We start from the raw sequence: 18031 nt of genomic DNA on the forward strand, positions 1-18031 counted from the left end.
GAGGCGCGCAGGGATGGCCCGATGACCGAACTCGACACATTCGCCACATTCCGGCCACTGCTGTTCACGATCGCCTACGAAATCCTGGGCTGCGCCGCCGATGCCGAGGATGTGGTGCAGGACAGCTATCTGCGCTGGCGCGAGGCGACGGACGTAACCCATCCGCGCGCGTACCTCGTGCAGATCGTCACCCGTCAATCGATCAATCACCTGCGCACGGTTCGGCGCCGCCGCGAGGACTACGTCGGCACCTGGCTGCCCGAACCGATCCGTACCGCCCCCGATGCCGGCCAGGACGTGTTGCTGGCCGAGTCGGTGTCGATCGCCATGCTGCTGGTGCTCGAAACGCTGGGTCCCACCGAGCGCGCGGTGTTCGTGCTGTCGGAGGTGTTCGGGCACAGCCACCGCGAGATCGCGGACATGATCGGCAAAACCGACACCGCCGTCCGCCAGATCGCCCACCGGGCCCGAGCGCACGTCACGGCCCGGCGCCGACGCTTCCAGCCGGACTCCGACACCAGCCGCGCGGTGATCGGCCGGTTTCTGCGGGCCGCCGGCACCGGCGACGTCAGCGCCCTCATGGCGGTGCTCGCGCCCGACGTCCTCCAGATCTCCGACGGTGGCGGCCGCGTGAGCGCCGCGCGCCGCCCCCTCCTCGGCGCCGAGCCTGTCGCCCGGTTCCTGATCGGGCTGACGCGGAACGCGCTGGCGGGCGCGACGGTCGAATTCGGCAGCTTCAACGCCCAGCCCACCGTGCTGGTCCGATCGAAGAACGGCGACCTGGACACGGTGCTGGTGGTCGAGGTGACCGACGATCTCATCACCGGGCTCTACGCGGTCCGCAACCCCGACAAATTGCAGGCCGTCGATGTCACGCGCACCCTCGAGATCGCCGCCGAACGCACGCCGTGACCGAGGACACGTACCGGCCGTGTCACGCTCGGGCCCCGAGCGGTGTCTCCGAGGGAGAGTCCAGCAACACAGCGCAACGAAAGGACCATCCCCATGAAGGTCATCCTCGTGTGTAAGTCGGTGTCGCACGGCAACACCCAGCGCGTGGCCGAGGCCATCGGCCAGGTGCTCGGCGGCCGAGTGGTCGCCCCCGCCGACATCGATCCGGCCGAACTCGCCGACTACGACCTCGTCGGCTTCGGCTCGGGCATCTACAACATGGCGTTCCACCCCGAACTACGCCGATTCATCGCCGCACTGCCGACCGGTCGCCGGCGCACCGCGTTCGTGTTCCGGACCAGCGGCTTCCCGCAACCGCCGTTTCGCCGCTATGTCACCACCCTGACCCGCGACATCGAACGCAAAGGCTTCGACGTGGTCGACACCTTCGACTGCCGCGGCTTCGACACCTGGCTACCCCTGCGCCTGGTCGGCGGCATCCGCAAAGGCCACCCCGACGCCGCCGACCTCACCGCGGCGCGCGCGTTCGCCGAAAACCTGCAGGCCAGGACAACCTCCGCACCCTGACGGACTGAACTCGTCGGACCCCGATGCGAACATATGTTCGTGTCCGATTCCGTCGCCCCGCGCCGCCCGCGTATCCAGTCCCGCGCCGAGGCCTCGATCCTGCACGCCGACCTCGACTCGTTCTATGCCTCGGTCGAACAGCGTGACCAGCCGTGGTTGCGCGGCAAACCGGTCATCGTGGGCGGCGGGGTGGTGCTGGCCGCCAGCTATGAGGCCAAGGCGTTCGGCATCCGCACGCCGATGAACGCGGGTCAGGCGCTGCGCCTGTGCCCGCACGCGATCGTGGTGCCGCCACGGATGTCGGCCTACGCCGAGGCGAGCAAGGCGGTATTCGCGGTTTTCCACGACACCACCCCGGTGGTGGAGGGGATCTCGATCGACGAGGCGTTCCTCGACGTCAGCGGGTTGCGCCGGATCAGCGGCGAGCCGATCGACATCGGCCACCGGCTGCGCGCACAGGTCGCCGATCAGGTGGGCCTGCCCATCTCCGTGGGCATCGCACGCAACAAATTCCTCGCCAAGGTCGCCTCCGCCGTCGCCAAACCCGACGGATTACGCCTCGTCGAACCCGGCGGAGAACTCGACTTCCTGCACCCACTGCCGGTGCAACGATTATGGGGCGTCGGCAAAGTCACCTCGGCGACGCTGCACGCCAACGGCATCACCCGCATCGGCCAACTCGCCGAACTCGGCGAACCCCACCTGCGCGCCATCCTCGGCCCCGCCGCGGCCCGTCACCTGTTCGCGCTGTCCTGGGCGCGCGACCCACGCCGCGTGGAAACCGGCACCCGGCGGCGCTCGATCGGCGCCCAACGCGCCCTCGGCCGCCGCCCCCGCGACCCCGAGGAGATCGCCGCCTACCTCGACGGACTCACCGACCGCCTCGGCCGCCGCCTGCGCGCCGCCGACCGCGTCTGCCGAACAGTGGTGCTGCGCCTACGTTTCGACGACTTCACCCGAGCCACCCGCTCGCACACCCTCGTCGAGGCCACCGACGCCTCCACCGCGATCCGTCACGCCGCGCGCCAACTCCTGCACACCGCCCAACCGTTGATCGCCGAACGCGGCATCACCCTGATCGGCCTCGCACTGACCAACCTCGACGACGCCGACACCATGCAACTCACCCTGCCGCTGCAAGCGCGCGCGGACAACACCCTCGACGCCACCCTCGACGACCTGCGCCGCCGCTTCGGTTCTTCGGCCGTCACCCGCGCCGCGCTCCTACGCAGCGGCGAAGGCATCTCGGTCCCGCTCCTGCCCGACTAGCCACGTCGGCGAACCGCGGTGTGCGCGTCTCATCGAGATCGGGCTTCGGTAGCGGATTGTCGGTGTGCGCGCAGGGCGGTGGCGAGCCAGGCGAAAGCAGGCACGCTCGCCGGAGCCGGTGAGCGATTGTTGATCAGGCTCAGCAGTTCCCAGTAGCGTTCCACGCGGGGTTGCGCCACCAGTGCCAGCCATTCGAGCAGGGCCTGTGACTCGATGTCGCCGAGATCGGTGGGCACGATGCGGTCGAGGATCGCGCGCCCGGCATCGGATTCCGGTGCGATTTTCTTCCCGACGGCAGGGGCGGCGTGCTCGAGGACCAGAGGCCGGATGTTCAGTCCGAATTCGATGCGGTTGTCGGATTCGCCGCGCAGCACCATCTGGCGCATGGTGTGCCCGAAGTCGTTGTCGCGGACGAGTTCGGCCAGCTCTATCCATGCGTCCACCTGCGCGGAAGTCGGGTCGTCGGGCAGCTGTGGCGGCATCTCCCGCATGAAGTCGGCGATGGCCAGCGCGTCCGCGTCGTCGACGCCCGCGAAGATCGTGTCGACGAAGCCGTCGATGAGTTGTTGCCGTTGCTGGGCCGACAATCGGGCGAGTTCGTACATCAGGGTCAGTCCTTCGGTCTCGTGCTCTCGGCAGGTGGCGTTGCGCAGGACCGCGCGGTTGAGCTGCAAGATCCGGATCTGGGTATCGAGGGCATCGACGTGGATCGCGGCGACCTCGGCCAGCGTGGATTGCCGGTCCAGGACCTCGCGCACCGCGTCCAAACCGAGGCCGAGTTCCCGAAGTGTCCGGATCAATCGCAGACGGCCGACCGCATCGGCACCGTAGAGGCGGTAGCCGCCCGCGGACCGTGCCAGTGGTGGGATCACCGCGCTGTCGGACCAGAACCGGATCGTGCGCGCGGACAACCCGGTGCGGCGAGCGAGCTCTCCGATCGTGTAGCGGTCGATTTCTTCGTCCATGCCATCAACCTGCACCTTCCACCCACTGGAAGGTCAAGTCGAATTCGATACCTCGGTCCGGCATCGCGGTTCGGAGGTCGCCTACGGATCCACGGTGCGCGCCGACGTGGAATAATCACCGAATGCCTTACGCCGTCATCGGCTTTCTGACTCTCGCCCTGTGGGTGTACTGCCTGGTCGACATCATCACCAGCCCCGACGCCGGCATCCGGCACCTACCGAAAATGGGCTGGATCATCGTCGTCGTGCTGATCCCGACGATCGGCGCTCTGCTGTGGTTGTTCGCGGGTCGGCCGATCGGCGAGCCGCGGCCGGCCTCCAATACCCGGTTCGGTGAATACGATCGCCCCGGTCGCCAGGTCGCGTCGAATCCCGACGACGACGAGGCCTTCCTGCGCGGTCTGCGCGAGCGTGCCGAACAACAGCGTCGCGAGGCGCGCAGACAACAGCAGGAACGCGACCAGGACCCGGTCTGATCATCCGGCGCGCACTACACCGCTCGCGCGCCTAGGTGCGCTGATCGTGAATGGCGGTACGGAACAGTGACCGCGTGCCGAACAGCGAACTGTCGAACCGCTTGCCCGCGTCCGGTTCCCGGTGATATCGCTCGATGCGCAGCACCTCGTTGCGGGAACCGAAGATGAACGGCACCCGCTGATGTACCTGAGCCGGGGGAACTTCCATCACCCGCTCGTGCCCGGTGGTGGCCGCACCACCTGCCTGCTCGACGATGAACGCGATCGGATTCGCTCCGTACAACAGCGAGACACGGCCCGGCAGTGCGCGATTGCGGGTATCGCGCGGGTACAGATACAGCCCGCCCCTGGTCAGGATATGAAATGTGTCGGCCACCAGTGACGCCACCCACCGCATGTTGAAATCGCGCCCCCTCGGCCCCTCCACCCCCTCCAAGCATTCGAGCACGTACCGGCGCACCGGCCGCTCCCAGAACCGCTCATTGGCGGCATTGATCGCGAAACCTGACGTGTCCTCGGGGATTCGCATCCGCGGATGGGTGAGCACGAACGCGCCGATCTCCCGATCGAGGGTGAACCCGTCGACCCCGCTGCCCGTGGTGAGAACCAACATCGTCGCAGGCCCGTACAGCGTGAATCCCGCACACACCTGCTCGACACCCGGCCGGAGGAAGTCGCTGTCGGCCGGTTCGGCTTTCCCGTCGACAACCTCCTGCGGTGCTCGCAGAATACTGAAAATCGAACCGACCGGCAGATTCACGTCGATATTGCTCGACCCGTCCAACGCGTCATAGGCGAGCAGGTATTTCCCTCGTCGCTGTGTCGCGGGCAGTACTGTCGCATGCTGTTCGGACAGCAACCCCGACAAATGCCCCGACCACTGCGTCTGTCCGACCATGATCTCGTCGGTCAACACATCGAGGCGCCCGCTCACCGACGACTCGTCCTCGGCCCCCGCCCCGATGATCGCGCCCCGCGTCACCTGATTAGCAATGATCTTCGCCGCTGTCGCCACCACATTGACCAGCGCGGAGAACTCCCCCGACGAACCGGGATGCCGATGTTCTTCTTCGATCGTGTAGCGCGTGAGCGTTTTCGGTCCGTTCGGCATCCGGCCCCCTGCGCAATTCGTTGCGTCCCTTGCCCTTTCCAGCATGGCTCACGCCCCGCGCGCAGGCAATGTGAATTCTCACTTGACCTTGCCCCCGGGGACAGCGTTTACATTCGCTCCATGAGGATCGGAGAGCTCGCGCGACTGGCTCAGCTCAGCCCCAAGGCCATCAGACGGTACGAGGCTCTGGGACTGGTGGCACCACAACGCCACCCCAACGGCTTCCGCGAATACGACGACCACACCGTCCGGCTGGTACGCGAAATCCGATCCCTGAATCGTCTCGGCATCCCGGTAGAGGAGACACGCCCTTTCCTGGACTGTTTGGCGACCGGCAGCGAACACATCGACGACTGCCCGGCATCACTGGCCGAATACCAGCGAACCATCGACGCCCTGACCACCGAAATCGACGCCCTCACCGCCCGCAGAGACGCCCTAGCCGATCGCCTCCGCGACGCCGCACACCGCCACAGCACCACCCGAGAACTCCCGTGGCCGCGCTCGACGACCGTGGTGCAACCGCTGCTCGAGCCGACCGATGACGGAGCTGCGACGCATCTTCCCGGGCTGCGCCTGCCTTCGGTGAGTTTTGCCTGCACCGACGGAGTGCCAACCGATTTGGCGACGTCGACCGGCCGCATCGTTGTCTACATCTATCCGCTGACAGGCCGACCCGACGCCGACCTGCCGACGGGATGGGCGACGATCCCCGGCGCCCGCGGTTGCACGGCGCAGGCCTGCGATTTCCGCGACCACCATGACGACCTGCTCGCCCTCGGGGTGCGCCGGGTGTTCGGTCTGTCCAGCCAGGACTCCGACTATCAGCGCGAGGTTGTCGACCGGCTCGGCCTGCCGTTCACCATGATCTCCGATCCGGAACTGCGCCTGGCCGATGAACTGTCGCTCCCCACCTTCACCGCCGGAGACGACGAGCTGTTCCGGCGCATCACCCTGATCATCCGTGACGGGGTGATCGAGCACGTCTTCTACCCCGTCTTCCCACCCGGCCGGCATGCCGAGCAAGTACTCGAATGGCTGGGCGCCAACCCCATCGAATCGAAGGAATCCCGATGACCCTGAGTTCTGCGATCGTCGGCACCGTCGCGGTGACCGATGAGACGTTCGACCGTGATGTGCTGGCCCTCCCCGGACTCGTCCTCGTGGACGTATGGGCCACCTGGTGCCCGTCGTGCAAGATGATCGCCCCCGTGCTGGCCGAGGTCGCTCGCGAGCGCGCGGACACTCTCACTGTTCGCACTCTCAACGCCGACGAGAATCCACTCACCACCCGTGACTACCAGGTCATGTCAGCTCCGACGCTGCTGCTTTTCCGGGACGGCCAACTCCTTCGCACCCTCGTCGGCGCGCGTGCCAAGACCCGGCTGCTCGCCGAGTTGGACGATGCGGTGAGTCGCTGAACTCGGTGGCACCGCCGTTCGGGTATCCCACTGCGCGACTGGTCGATCCGGCGAACCTGCCACGGTGGCGCCACCCTCGGACGTACGATCCGAGCGTGGCCGAATCCCAAGGTTCCACCCCTCTGCGTGTGCTGGTCTACAGCAACGATGCCGATACCCGCCAACAGGTGATCCTGGCGCTGGGCCGTAGGCCGCGCGCCGATCTACCGGAGCTCGACTTCTTCGAGGTCGCTACCGCACCGGTGGTCATCGAGCAGATGGATGCCGGCGGGATCGATCTGGCGATCCTCGACGGTGAATCCGCGCCGACCGGTGGGCTCGGTATCGCCAAGCAGCTCAAGGACGAGATCGACCAGTGCCCGCCGGTGGTGGTTCTCACCGGCCGACCCGATGACGCGTGGCTGGCCAACTGGTCGCGCGCCGAGGCCGCCGTCTCGCACCCGATCGATGCCGTGCAGCTCACCAACGCGGTCGCGGGCGTCCTGCTCGCTCGCTGAACAGGACCATCCGGGCATCGTCCCGTCCTGTCGGATAGTCCGCTTCGCACCTTTCCATCTATCACCACTGGTAACGCCAGTGGTTCGCTGCGGCATGCCCGCAGCCGATTACCCCCGTATCGCTCATGAATCGCGATACCGATATCGATCAAACCCCACCCCTGAAACGTGCGGCGGGCCCGTGAAACGGCGGTATTCTGTGCTCTAGCTCACACGAGCACGGGCTCTTGTATAACGCTCCGCCATCGCTGCACAGCCTTGCGCGAGCCCCGGTTCGGCGGACAACGTTGTCGGCCCCGTCTCGCCGAAAGCTGCCGTCCGCGGCCGGGCCACACGGCTCGGCCTGCTCCAGCGAGGAGGGGAAGTGCAGTCGTGAATATCGAGGTGCCCGCACTCGTACTCGGCGCCATCGCCGCGGCGTTCGCGGTGTTCTCCGTCATCATGGCGTCGCTGATCGGTCCCAAACGCTACAACCGGGCCAAACTCGAACCGTATGAATGCGGCATCGAGCCGACCCCGCACGCCATCGCCGGCGGCCCGGGAAACGCGGCGGGACAGCGCTTTCCGGTGAAGTACTACCTCACGGCGATGCTGTTCATCATCTTCGACATCGAGATCGTGTTCCTGTACCCGTGGGCCGTGCATTTCGACACGCTCGGGCTGTTCGGTCTCGCCGCGATGGCGCTGTTCATCGTCAACGTGTCTGTCGCCTACGCCTACGAGTGGCGTCGCGGCGGCCTCAGCTGGGAATGAGTGGGAAATAATGGGTCTCGAAGAGAAACTGCCCAGCGGGTTCCTGCTGAGCACGGTCGAGGATTTCGCCGGCTACCTGCGGAAGGGCTCCGTCTGGCCCGCCACGTTCGGGTTGGCGTGCTGCGCGATCGAGATGATGGCCACCGGCGCCGGACGATTCGACATCGCCCGCTTCGGTATGGAGGCGTTCCGCGCTTCCCCACGCCAAGCCGACCTGATGATCGTGGCGGGCCGGGTGAGCCAGAAGATGGCGCCGGTGCTGCGCCAGGTCTACGACCAGATGACCGAACCGAAATGGGTGCTGGCCATGGGGGTCTGCGCGTCCTCGGGCGGCATGTTCAACAACTACGCCATCGTGCAGGGCGTCGACCACATCGTCCCGGTCGACATCTACCTGCCCGGCTGCCCGCCCCGCCCGGAGATGCTGCTCAACGCGATCCTGGCGCTGCACGCGAAAATCGCCGAGATGCCGATGGGCGTCAACCGCGAGGAAGCGATCCGCGCCGCCGAACAGGCCGCGTTGGCCAGCACGCCGACCATCCGGATGGAGGGCCTGCTGCGATGACGTTCGACTCCCCCGACAACACCGACGGCTCTGCGGGACACGAGGTTCCGGAGGAGTCGCCCGCACCGGCGCCACCGAAACCCCGCGACGAAGTGATCGGCACCCGGCGCGGCATGTTCGGTGTCAGCGGCACCGGTGACACCTCCGGCTACGGCGGACTGGTCACCCCGGTCGCCCTGCCCGCGGGCACCCCGCCCCCGTACGGCAGCTGGTTCGACGCCTTCGTCGGCACCTTGCGCGCCACGCTGAAGGGCCGGGTCATCGCCTTCGACACCGTGATCGAGAGGATCGTGGTGTTCCGCGACGAACTCACCCTGCACGTGCGACGCGAACACCTCGTCGCGGTCGCGAGCACGTTGCGCGATGACAGCGCGCTGCGCTTCGAACTGTGTCTCGGCGTCAACGGCGTGCACTACCCCGACGACACCGGCCGCGAACTGCACGCCGTCTATCACCTGAAGTCGATCACGCACGGACGGCGTGTGCGGCTGGAAGTGTCCACGCCCGACGCCGATCCGCACATTCCGTCGCTGTTCTCGGTCTATCCGACCACCGACTGGCACGAACGCGAAACCTACGACTTCTTCGGCATCATCTTCGACGGACATCCCTCCCTGACCCGCATCACCATGCCCGACGACTGGCGCGGGCATCCGCAGCGCAAGGACTACCCGCTCGGCGGGATCCCGGTGGAGTACAAGGGCGCGCGCATACCGCCGCCCGACGAGCGGAGGACCTACAGCTGATGACCGACACCGACATCCGCCGCGACGAACCACCGGTAGTGACCGTCGCAGGCCAGGACTGGGACCAGGTCAGCGACGTGATCGACGGCGGCGCCGAAGAACGCATCGTGGTGAACATGGGTCCGCAGCATCCGTCCACGCACGGGGTGTTGCGCCTGATCCTCGAGATCGAAGGCGAAACCGTCACCGAGGCCCGTTGCGGCATCGGCTACCTCCACACCGGCATCGAGAAGAACCTGGAATTCCGTAACTGGACCCAGGGCGTCACCTTTGTGACCCGGATGGACTACCTGTCCCCGTTCTTCAACGAAACCGCCTACTGCCTCGGCGTGGAGAAGCTCCTCGACATCACCGATCAGATACCCGAACGCGCCACCGTGGTGCGAGTGCTGCTGATGGAACTCAACCGCATCTCCTCGCACCTGGTCGCCCTCGCGACCGGCGGGATGGAACTGGGCGCGCTCACCCCGATGCTGTTCGGCTTCCGTGAACGCGAACTCATCCTCGACGTCTTCGAGAACATCACCGGCCTGCGGATGAACCACGCCTACATCCGTCCCGGCGGCTTGGCCCAGGACATCCCCGCCGACGGTGTCACCAAGGTCAGGGAACTGCTCGATCTGTTGCCCGGTCGGCTGCGCGACATGGAGCACCTGCTCAGCGCGAACCCGATCTGGAAGAAGCGCACCCAGGACATCGGCTACCTCGACCTCACCGGCTGCATGGCACTCGGCATCACCGGACCCGTCCTCCGGGCCACCGGGCTGCCCCATGATCTGCGCAAATCCGATCCCTACTGCGGGTACGAGAACTACGAATTCGACATCCCGACAACCACCGGCTGTGACTGCTACGGCCGCTACATCATTCGGGTCGCCGAAATGACCGAGTCGATCAAGATCGTCGAACAGTGCCTCGACAAGCTGCGTCCGGGGCCGGTGATGATCGACGACAAGAAGATCGCCTGGCCCGCCGACCTGGAACTGGGTCCCGACGGTCTCGGCAACTCGCCCCGCCACATCGGCAAGATCATGGGCACCTCCATGGAATCGCTGATCCACCACTTCAAGCTCGTCACCGAGGGCATCAGAGTGCCTGCGGGACAGGTGTATTCGGCGGTGGAATCCCCCCGCGGGGAACTGGGCGTGCACATGGTCAGCGACGGCAGCACCCAGCCCTACCGGGTGCACTACCGCGACCCCTCGTTCACCAATCTGCAAGCGGTGGCCGCGATGTGCGAAGGCGGCCTGGTCGCCGACGTGATCGCCTCGGTCGCCAGCATCGACCCGGTCATGGGCGGAGTGGACAGATGACAAACCGACACCGTCCGGGTACTGACCTCTCACCCTGCGGAGTGGACAGATGACAATCGACAACTCGGCCAGCGCACCGATTCTCCTGAGCCTCAGCACCCGTCCCGAGCCGTATTCGCCACATGTGCGCGAACGCCTCGAACTCGATGCCAAGCAGATCATCAGCCGCTACCCACACCCCCGCTCCGCCCTGCTCCCCTTGCTGCACCTGGTGCAAGCCGAGGAGGGTTACATCACCGGCACCGGCATCGACTTCTGCGCCGACCACCTGAACCTCACCGGCGCCGAGGTGACCGCGGTCGCCACGTTCTATTCGATGTACCGGCGCACCCCCACCGGTGACTACCACGTCGGAGTGTGCACCAACACGCTCTGCGCGGTCCTCGGCGGCGACGCCATCTACGAGGCACTACAACGACATCTCGAGGTCGGGCACGGCGAAACCACACCCGACGGCACCATCACACTCGAACACATCGAATGCAACGCCGCTTGCGACTACGCCCCGGTCATGATGGTGAACTGGGAGTTCTTCGACAATCAGACGCCCGAATCGGCGGTCGCGATCGCCGACGCCCTGCGGGCGGGCCACCAGGTCCGCCCGACCCGTGGCGCACCGCTGTGCACGTTCCGCGAGACCGCCCGCATCCTCGCCGGATTCCCCGACGAGCGGCCCGGCGCCCTCGAAGGTTCACCGGGCGCTCCCACGTTGGCAGGACTCGAAATCGCTGCCGCGCAAGAGGACTCGGCAGGGGGCCCGCGATGATGTCGCTCACCCCGGTCCTCAGCGAACACTGGGCCGCCCCGAGATCCTGGACCCTGGAAAGCTACCGCGCGACCGGTGGCTACGACGGACTACGTGCGGCCTTGCGCAAGACACCCGACGAGGTGATCCACACCGTCAAGGACGCGGGCCTGCGTGGTCGTGGCGGCGCCGGCTTTCCCACCGGGATGAAGTGGTCGTTCATCCCGCAGGGGCCCGGCCCCGACGGCACTACGAAACCGCACTATCTCGTCGTCAACGCCGACGAATCCGAACCCGGTACCTGCAAAGACATCCCGTTGATGCTGGCCACCCCGCATACCCTCATCGAAGGCATCGTGATCGCCGCCTACGCGATCCGGGCGGCGACCGCGTTCATCTACGTGCGCGGCGAGGTGGTGCCGGTACTGCGCCGACTGCAAGCCGCCGTCGCCGAGGCCTACGCGGCGGGCTTGCTCGGGCACAACATCCTCGGCTCGGGTTTCGACCTGGACCTGATCGTGCACGCCGGTGCGGGCGCCTATATCTGCGGTGAGGAAACCGCACTGCTCGACTCCCTCGAAGGCAGGCGCGGGCAACCCCGCCTTCGTCCGCCGTTCCCTGCCGTCGCGGGCCTGTACGCGTGCCCGACGGTCGTGAACAACGTGGAATCCATTGCCAGCGTGCCCGCGATCCTGCGCAACGGCACCGAATGGTTCCGTGCGATGGGCAGCGAGAAGTCACCCGGCTTCACCCTGTACTCCCTATCGGGCCATGTCGCCCGTCCCGGTCAGTACGAGGCCCCGCTCGGCATCACGCTGCGCGAGTTGCTCGATTACGCGGGCGGCGTCCGTGCCGGGCACACCCTCAAGTTCTGGACCCCGGGCGGTTCCTCCACCCCGATGTTCACCGACGAACACCTCGACGTCGCCCTCGACTACGAGGGCGTCGCCGCCGCCGGCTCCATGTTGGGCACCAAGGCCTTACAGATCTTCGACGACACCACCTGCGTGGTGCGGGCGGTTCTGCGCTGGACCGAGTTCTACGCCCACGAATCGTGCGGTAAATGCACACCGTGCCGTGAAGGCACCTACTGGCTCGTGCAGTTGCTGCGCCGACTCGAGGCGGGTCATGGGACCGAAGCCGACCTGGACAAGCTCGCCGATATCGCCGACAACATCAACGGCAAATCGTTCTGCGCGCTCGGTGACGGCGCGGCCAGCCCGATCTTCTCCTCGCTGAGGTACTTCCGCGAGGAGTACCTCGCACATCAGCGACTCGGTGGCTGCCCGTTCGACCCGGCCGCCTCGACCGTGTGGGCACCAGCGAAAGAGGACCGATGACAGCCATCGCGCCAGGTAGCAACAGTGACGTGGTGCCCGCCGACATGGTGAGTGTCACCATCGACGACACCACGATCGAAGTTCCCGTGGGCACCTTGCTGATCCGTGCCGCCGAACTGATCGGCGTGCAGATCCCCCGCTTCTGCGATCATCCCCTGCTCGACCCGGTCGGCGCCTGCCGTCAGTGCCTCGTCGAGGTCGAAGGGCAGCGAAAGCCGGTGGCCTCCTGCACGATCCCGGTCGCCGACGGCATGATCGTGCGCACCCAGATCAGCTCTCCGGTCGCCGAGAAGGCCCAGCGCGGGGTGATGGAGTTGCTGCTCATCAACCACCCGCTGGATTGCCCGGTCTGCGACAAGGGCGGCGAGTGCCCGTTGCAGAACCAGGCGATGTCCACCGGCAGCGCCGAATCCCGCTTCGACGGCGAGAAACGGACCTACCCGAAGCCGATCCCGCTGTCCACGGCGGTGCTGCTGGATCGGGAGCGGTGCGTGCTGTGCGCGCGGTGCACCCGATTCTCCCAGCAGGTCGCCGGTGACCCGTTCATCGAACTGATGGATCGTGGCGCGCTGCAACAGGTCGGCATCGCCCAGGCCGAACCCCTCGACTCCTATTTCTCCGGCAACACCGTCCAGATCTGTCCCGTCGGCGCGCTCACGGGTAGCTCCTATCGTTTCCGGGCCCGCCCGTTCGACCTGGTCTCCACCCCGAGCGTGTGCGAGCACTGCGCCTCGGGGTGCGCGCAACGCACCGATCACCGTCGCGGAAAAGTGTTGCGCCGCTTGGCCGGTGACGACCCCCAGGTCAACGAGGAATGGAACTGTGACAAGGGCCGCTGGGCTTTCGCCTACGCCACCGAACGCGACCGCCTCACCACGCCGATGGTGCGTGGCTGGGACGGCGTGCTCACCCCGGTCTCCTGGCCCGAGGCTCTCACCGCCGCCGCCGCGGGCCTGAGCGCCGCGATCGGCAATGCCGGAGTGCTCGTCGGCGGCCGCGTCACCGAGGAAGAGGCGTACGCGTACAGCAAGTTCGCGCGTATGGTCCTGGCCACCAACGACATCGATTTCCGCGCCCGGGTGCATTCGGAGGAGGAAGAACGCTTCCTCGCCGCCCGCGTCGCCGGCCGCGGCGTCGGGGTCGACTTCGCCGCGCTCGACCGAGCCCACGTCGTGCTGCTGGTCGGTTTCGAACCGGAAGAGGAATCGCCCATCGTCTACCTGCGGCTGCGCAAGGCCGTCCGGACCCGCGGCCAACGGGTGGTGTCAATGGCGCCGTTCGCTTCCCGTGGCCTCGAACGCATGTCAGGCGCGCTCATCCGAACCCCGCCCTGCGGTGAAGCCGACGTGATCACCTCGATCATGGCCGAGACATCCGCCGACGCGGCCGACCTCATGGCGATGCTGAACACGCCCGGCGCGGTGATCATGGCGGGTGAACGGCTCGCGGGCAGCCCCGGCGCGTTGTCGGCGGTGACCCGCCTGGCCGATGCCACCGGCGCCGCACTGGCCTGGGTGCCCCGTCGTGCGGGCGAACGTGGCGCGCTGGAGGCGGGTGCGCTGCCCAGTTTGCTGCCCGGCGGCAGACCGGTCGTGGATCCTGCCGCACGCCAACAGGTTCGACACCGGTGGCAGGCCGCTGAACTGCCCGTCACCGTCGGGCGCGACACCACCGCGATCCTGGCAGGCGCCGCCCATCTGGGTGCGCTGGTGATCGGCGGCGTCGACCCGGCCGACCTGCCCGACCCGGCCGCCGCACTGGCCGCCATCGACGCCGCCCGGTTCGTCGTCAGCCTCGAAATGCGGCACAGCGCCGTCACCGAACGCGCCGACGTCGTCTTCCCGGTGGCGACGGCGATGGAGAAGTCGGGCACCTTCCGCACCTGGGAGGGTCGTGCGCGCCCGTTCACCGCGGCCGCACTCGACACCACCCGCCGCGTCGCCGCGCCCCTGTCGGACCTGCGGGTGCTGCACTCACTGGCCGGGCAGATGGGCGTCCCGATCGACCTGCCCGACCCGGCCGCCGCCCGCGTCGAACTCGACGGGCTCGGCGTCTGGAACGGTGCGCCCATCCCCGCCCCGGAGCTGACCAGCCAAACTCGCCCCGTGCCAGGGCCCGGGATGGCCGTGCTCGCCGGATGGCGGATGCTGCTCGACGCGGGCCGCATGCAAGACGGTGAACCGAATCTCGCCGGCGTCGCCCGTCCGCCGGTCGCACGGCTCTCGGCCGCGACCGCCGCCGAGATCGAAGCCGACGAAGCCGATCACGTCATCGTCTACACCGACCGCGGCGAGATCTCGGTGCCGCTGATGATCACGGACCTGCCCGACCGGGTGGTGTGGCTGCCGCTGCACTCGCCCGGTTCGACGGTCGCCGCCGAACTCGGCGTGACACCCGGCGCCGTCGTGCGCCTGCGTCGCGCCGACGACAGGATGAAGGAACACCGCCATGAGTGATCGAGTGCTTCTCGCGGCCGACGCCGGACCGGTCTTCGGCACCGACCCACTGTGGCTGGTGGTGGTCAAGGCGCTCGGCGTGTTCATCTATCTGATGTTGGTGCCGTTGATCGCGGTGTACGCCGAACGCAAAGTCGTGGCGTGGATGCAGATGCGAGTCGGGCCCAACCGGATCGGCCCCGGCGGCATGCTCCAGTCGGTCGCCGACGGCGTGAAGATGGCGCTCAAAGAAGACATCATCCCGGCGATCGTCGACAAGCCGATTTTCGTGCTCGCCCCGATCATCTCGGTGATCCCGGCGTTCATGGCCTTCGCGGTGATCCCGATGGGCCCGGAGGTCTCGATCTTCGGGACGCACACCGCGTTGCAGCTCACCGACATGCCGGTCGCCGTGCTCTACATCCTCGCCATCACCTCCATCGGCGTGTACGGCATCGTGCTCGCCGGCTGGTCGTCGGGTTCGACCTATCCGCTGCTCGGCGGCCTGCGCTCGACCGCGCAGGTCATCTCCTACGAGATCGCGATGGCGCTGACCTTCGCCACCGTGTTCCTGCTGTCGGGCACCATGGCGACCTCGCAGATCGTGAGCGCACAGGAAGGCACCTGGTATGTGTTCCTGCTGCTGCCCTCGTTCCTGATCTACTGCGTGTCGATGGTCGGCGAGACCAACCGGGCGCCCTTCGACCTGCCCGAAGCCGAAGGTGAACTGGTCGGTGGTTTCCACACCGAGTACTCGTCGCTGAAGTTCGCGATGTTCATGCTCGCCGAATACGTGAACATGGCCACGGTGTCCGCGCTGGCGACGACGCTGTTTCTCGGCGGCTGGCGGGCCCCGTTCCCGATCAGCCTGTGGGAGGGCGCGAACTCCGGTTGGTGGCCGCTGCTGTGGTTCACCCTCAAGGTGTGGACGTTCCTGTTCGTGTTCGTCTGGCTGCGCGGCACCCTGCCCCGACTGCGCTACGACCAGTTCATGAACCTCGGCTGGAAACTGCTCATCCCCACCTCGCTGGTGTGGGTGATGGTCGTGGCCACCGCACGGGTACTCGACCTCGAAGGCATCCCCGGCCAGAACTTCATCCTGGTCGGTGTGGGGCTGGTGATCACCGCCGCCATGATCGCGATGTTCCTGCGCGCGGGCCGCAGCAAGGGACTACCGCCGTTGCCGCCGCAGGAACCGTCGACCTCGTCGGTGTTCCTCGGTTTCCCGGTGCCACCGATGCCGGCCCGCCCCGCGAACGACCAGCCCGAGTTCGGGTTGTTCGACCCGCTCGCCGGTTTCGCGGTCACCGCGGCCACCATGTTCAAGAAGCCCAATACCGAGTCCTACCCCGAGCAGAAGGTGCCGACCGCGCCGCGCTATCACGGCCGCCACCAGCTCAACCGCTACGACGACGGACTCGAGAAATGCATCGGCTGCGAACTGTGCGCGTGGGCGTGCCCGGCCGACGCCATCTTCGTCGAAGGCGCCGACAACACCGAGGAGCAACGCTTCTCCCCTGGTGAAAGGTACGGCCGCGTCTACCAGATCAACTACCTGCGCTGCATCGGCTGCGGCCTGTGCATCGAAGCCTGCCCCACACGCGCGCTGACGATGACCAACGAATACGAACTGACCGACGACAACCGCGCCGACCTCATCTACGAGAAGGACCAGTTGCTTGCCCCGATGCAGCCGGGCATGACTCCCGCGCCGCACCCGATGGCGCCGGGTACCGACGCGGCCGACTACTACCTGGGCCGGGTCGGCCCGGCACCGTCGGATCAGGAGGTACTGCGATGAGCACCGCACACGTGCTGGCCGCCGAAGTCACCAACACCTCCACGGGCGAAGGCGTGTTGTTCTGGGTGCTCGCCCCGATCGCGGTGCTCGGCGCACTCGGGATGGTGACCGCGGCCAAGGCCGTGCATTCGGCGATGTGCCTGGCCGCCACCATGATCGCGCTCGCCGTGTTCTACATCGCGCAGGGTGCGCTGTTCCTCGGCGTCGTGCAGATCGTGGTGTACACGGGTGCGGTGATGATGCTGTTCCTGTTCGTCCTGATGCTCGTCGGCGTCGACTCCGCCGAATCGCTGCGCGAAACCTTGCGCGGCCAGCGCGTCGCCGCCGCGATCGTCGGGCTCGGCTTCGGATTGCTGTTCATCGGCGGCATCAGCGCAGCCCTGCGCGACAACGCAACCAGCTTCCCCGGCCGCGGATTCGGCGACCGTGACGTGATCGGCGAACTCGCCGAGTTGATCTTCCTGCGCTACGTGTGGGCGTTCGAACTCACCGGCGCACTGCTGATCACCGCCACGATCGGTGCGATGGTGCTGGCCCACCGCGAACAGTTCACCCCGAAGCGGGGCCAGCGGGAAATGTCGCGTGATCGTTTCCGCACGGCCGGCGAACGGGCCACGCCCCTTCCCACCCCAGGCGTTTACGCGCGGCACAACGCCGTCGACAGTCCCGCCCAGCTTCCCGACGGTTCCTTCGCCGAACTCTCGGTAAGCACGATCCTGCGTCACCGCCGCAACCGCGCCCACACCGAAGCCGCAGTGCTCTCGGTCGACACGGTCCGCGACGACAACCCGACGGCCGACGAGGAAGGCAAGCGGTGAACCCCCAGAACTACCTGTTCCTGTCTGCGCTGCTGTTCACCATCGGCGCCGCGGGAGTGTTGTTGCGCCGCAACGCGATCATCGTGTTCATGTGCGTGGAGTTGATGCTCAACGCGGTGAATCTGGCGTTCGTGACCTTCGCCCGGCTGCACGGCAACCTCGACGGTCAGGTGATCGCGTTCTTCACCATGGTGGTCGCCGCGGCCGAGGTCGTCGTCGGTCTCGCCATCATCATGACCATCTTCCGTGCCCGCCGCTCGACCTCGGTCGACGACGCCAGTCTGCTGAAGTTCTGAC

At 67.0% G+C, this 18031-nt stretch carries 19 protein-coding genes; 17 read left to right on the forward strand and 2 right to left on the reverse strand.

Annotated features, from left to right (window positions below; all coding sequences use genetic code 11):
- The first annotated feature begins 21 nt into the window (after nt 1-21).
- The 3 genes from NA12_RS02545 (at nt 22) to dinB (ending at nt 2748) form a co-directional block, all read left to right on the forward strand.
- The gene (locus NA12_RS02545) at nt 22-912 is read left to right on the forward strand and encodes an RNA polymerase sigma-70 factor (RefSeq protein ID WP_067445529.1); all 891 of its coding nucleotides are present in this window, start codon (nt 22-24) and stop codon (nt 910-912) included.
- 93 nt (nt 913-1005) lie between these two features.
- On the forward strand, nt 1006-1479 hold the full coding sequence (locus NA12_RS02550; protein WP_067445532.1) for a flavodoxin family protein: 474 nt from the start codon (nt 1006-1008) through the stop codon (nt 1477-1479).
- A 33-nt stretch (nt 1480-1512) separates the two neighbouring features.
- Complete coding sequence (dinB, locus tag NA12_RS02555; protein WP_067445535.1) at nt 1513-2748, forward strand: DNA polymerase IV; 1236 nt, start codon at nt 1513-1515, stop codon at nt 2746-2748.
- Between the two features lie 29 nt (nt 2749-2777).
- On the opposite strand, the gene NA12_RS02560 is transcribed toward dinB, so the two are convergent.
- Nucleotides 2778-3713, reverse strand: coding sequence for a helix-turn-helix domain-containing protein (locus NA12_RS02560; RefSeq protein WP_067445538.1), 936 nt, complete (start codon nt 3711-3713; stop codon nt 2778-2780).
- A gap of 122 nt (nt 3714-3835) precedes the next feature.
- Here NA12_RS02560 and NA12_RS02565 point away from each other — a divergent pair, with 122 nt between their 5' ends.
- A complete protein-coding gene (locus NA12_RS02565) occupies nt 3836-4189 on the forward strand; it encodes a PLD nuclease N-terminal domain-containing protein (RefSeq protein ID WP_067445540.1) in 354 nt (117 codons plus the stop codon).
- A gap of 31 nt (nt 4190-4220) precedes the next feature.
- Here the strand turns inward: NA12_RS02565 and NA12_RS02570 are convergent, their stop codons facing one another.
- Nucleotides 4221-5300, reverse strand: a complete 1080-nt coding sequence (locus tag NA12_RS02570) for a class 1 fructose-bisphosphatase (RefSeq protein ID WP_067445542.1) — start codon at nt 5298-5300, stop codon at nt 4221-4223.
- A gap of 120 nt (nt 5301-5420) precedes the next feature.
- Between NA12_RS02570 and NA12_RS02575 the strand changes: the two genes are divergently transcribed.
- From NA12_RS02575 to nuoK, 13 genes are all read left to right on the forward strand, one after another.
- On the forward strand, nt 5421-6377 hold the full coding sequence (locus NA12_RS02575; protein ID WP_067445544.1) for a redoxin family protein: 957 nt from the start codon (nt 5421-5423) through the stop codon (nt 6375-6377).
- Nucleotides 6374-6721 (forward strand): thioredoxin family protein, encoded by a 348-nt coding sequence (locus NA12_RS02580; RefSeq protein WP_174551043.1) that lies wholly within the window; start codon nt 6374-6376, stop codon nt 6719-6721. Before NA12_RS02575 ends, NA12_RS02580 begins: the two co-directional genes overlap by 4 nt.
- Before the next feature lie 95 nt (nt 6722-6816).
- Nucleotides 6817-7218: an Rv3143 family two-component system response regulator gene (locus NA12_RS02585; RefSeq protein WP_067447355.1), complete on the forward strand. Its 402-nt coding sequence runs from the start codon at nt 6817-6819 to the stop codon at nt 7216-7218.
- Between the two features lie 372 nt (nt 7219-7590).
- Nucleotides 7591-7971 (forward strand): NADH-quinone oxidoreductase subunit A, encoded by a 381-nt coding sequence (locus tag NA12_RS02590; protein WP_056819816.1) that lies wholly within the window; start codon nt 7591-7593, stop codon nt 7969-7971.
- 10 nt (nt 7972-7981) lie between these two features.
- Nucleotides 7982-8536 (forward strand): NuoB/complex I 20 kDa subunit family protein, encoded by a 555-nt coding sequence (locus NA12_RS02595; protein ID WP_019047013.1) that lies wholly within the window; start codon nt 7982-7984, stop codon nt 8534-8536.
- Nucleotides 8533-9282: an NADH-quinone oxidoreductase subunit C gene (locus tag NA12_RS02600; protein ID WP_067445546.1), complete on the forward strand. Its 750-nt coding sequence runs from the start codon at nt 8533-8535 to the stop codon at nt 9280-9282. The genes NA12_RS02595 and NA12_RS02600 overlap by 4 nt, the downstream gene beginning before the upstream one ends.
- Nucleotides 9282-10595, forward strand: a complete 1314-nt coding sequence (gene nuoD, locus NA12_RS02605; protein WP_067445549.1) for an NADH dehydrogenase (quinone) subunit D — start codon at nt 9282-9284, stop codon at nt 10593-10595. Before NA12_RS02600 ends, nuoD begins: the two co-directional genes overlap by 1 nt.
- 49 nt (nt 10596-10644) lie before the next feature.
- Nucleotides 10645-11361, forward strand: coding sequence for an NADH-quinone oxidoreductase subunit NuoE (gene nuoE / locus NA12_RS02610; protein WP_067445552.1), 717 nt, complete (start codon nt 10645-10647; stop codon nt 11359-11361).
- The gene (gene nuoF / locus NA12_RS02615) at nt 11361-12680 is read left to right on the forward strand and encodes an NADH-quinone oxidoreductase subunit NuoF (protein ID WP_067447357.1); all 1320 of its coding nucleotides are present in this window, start codon (nt 11361-11363) and stop codon (nt 12678-12680) included. Before nuoE ends, nuoF begins: the two co-directional genes overlap by 1 nt.
- Nucleotides 12677-15136, forward strand: coding sequence for an NADH-quinone oxidoreductase subunit G (locus NA12_RS02620; protein ID WP_084472306.1), 2460 nt, complete (start codon nt 12677-12679; stop codon nt 15134-15136). The genes nuoF and NA12_RS02620 overlap by 4 nt, the downstream gene beginning before the upstream one ends.
- The gene (nuoH, locus tag NA12_RS02625) at nt 15129-16916 is read left to right on the forward strand and encodes an NADH-quinone oxidoreductase subunit NuoH (RefSeq protein WP_067445554.1); all 1788 of its coding nucleotides are present in this window, start codon (nt 15129-15131) and stop codon (nt 16914-16916) included. Before NA12_RS02620 ends, nuoH begins: the two co-directional genes overlap by 8 nt.
- Nucleotides 16913-17734 carry an NADH-quinone oxidoreductase subunit J gene (locus tag NA12_RS02630; protein ID WP_067445557.1) on the forward strand — a complete coding sequence of 274 codons (822 nt, stop codon included), beginning with the start codon at nt 16913-16915 and terminating at the stop codon, nt 17732-17734. Before nuoH ends, NA12_RS02630 begins: the two co-directional genes overlap by 4 nt.
- Entirely contained in the window at nt 17731-18030 is a 300-nt protein-coding gene (gene nuoK, locus NA12_RS02635; RefSeq protein WP_067445560.1) for an NADH-quinone oxidoreductase subunit NuoK, read from the forward strand. Before NA12_RS02630 ends, nuoK begins: the two co-directional genes overlap by 4 nt.
- Nucleotide 18031 lies beyond the last annotated feature (1 nt).

It is taken from the genome of Nocardia alba NBRC 108234, assembly GCF_001612665.1.
GTDB lineage: Bacteria > Actinomycetota > Actinomycetes > Mycobacteriales > Mycobacteriaceae > Nocardia > Nocardia alba.

Bases quoted from the DNA above. Each gene is read 5' to 3' on its own strand.
- NA12_RS02545 (WP_067445529.1), top strand. From the start codon at position 22: ATGACCGAACTCGACACATTCGCCACATTCCGGCCACTGCTGTTCACG.
- NA12_RS02550 (WP_067445532.1), top strand. From the start codon at position 1,006: ATGAAGGTCATCCTCGTGTGTAAGTCGGTGTCGCACGGCAACACCCAG.
- dinB (WP_067445535.1), top strand. From the start codon at position 1,513: ATGTTCGTGTCCGATTCCGTCGCCCCGCGCCGCCCGCGTATCCAGTCC.
- NA12_RS02560 (WP_067445538.1), bottom strand. From the start codon at position 3,713: ATGGACGAAGAAATCGACCGCTACACGATCGGAGAGCTCGCTCGCCGC.
- NA12_RS02565 (WP_067445540.1), top strand. From the start codon at position 3,836: ATGCCTTACGCCGTCATCGGCTTTCTGACTCTCGCCCTGTGGGTGTAC.
- NA12_RS02570 (WP_067445542.1), bottom strand. From the start codon at position 5,300: ATGCCGAACGGACCGAAAACGCTCACGCGCTACACGATCGAAGAAGAA.
- NA12_RS02575 (WP_067445544.1), top strand. From the start codon at position 5,421: ATGAGGATCGGAGAGCTCGCGCGACTGGCTCAGCTCAGCCCCAAGGCC.
- NA12_RS02580 (WP_174551043.1), top strand. From the start codon at position 6,374: ATGACCCTGAGTTCTGCGATCGTCGGCACCGTCGCGGTGACCGATGAG.
- NA12_RS02595 (WP_019047013.1), top strand. From the start codon at position 7,982: ATGGGTCTCGAAGAGAAACTGCCCAGCGGGTTCCTGCTGAGCACGGTC.
- NA12_RS02600 (WP_067445546.1), top strand. From the start codon at position 8,533: ATGACGTTCGACTCCCCCGACAACACCGACGGCTCTGCGGGACACGAG.
- nuoD (WP_067445549.1), top strand. From the start codon at position 9,282: ATGACCGACACCGACATCCGCCGCGACGAACCACCGGTAGTGACCGTC.
- nuoE (WP_067445552.1), top strand. From the start codon at position 10,645: ATGACAATCGACAACTCGGCCAGCGCACCGATTCTCCTGAGCCTCAGC.
- nuoF (WP_067447357.1), top strand. From the start codon at position 11,361: ATGTCGCTCACCCCGGTCCTCAGCGAACACTGGGCCGCCCCGAGATCC.
- NA12_RS02620 (WP_084472306.1), top strand. From the start codon at position 12,677: ATGACAGCCATCGCGCCAGGTAGCAACAGTGACGTGGTGCCCGCCGAC.
- nuoH (WP_067445554.1), top strand. From the start codon at position 15,129: ATGAGTGATCGAGTGCTTCTCGCGGCCGACGCCGGACCGGTCTTCGGC.
- NA12_RS02630 (WP_067445557.1), top strand. From the start codon at position 16,913: ATGAGCACCGCACACGTGCTGGCCGCCGAAGTCACCAACACCTCCACG.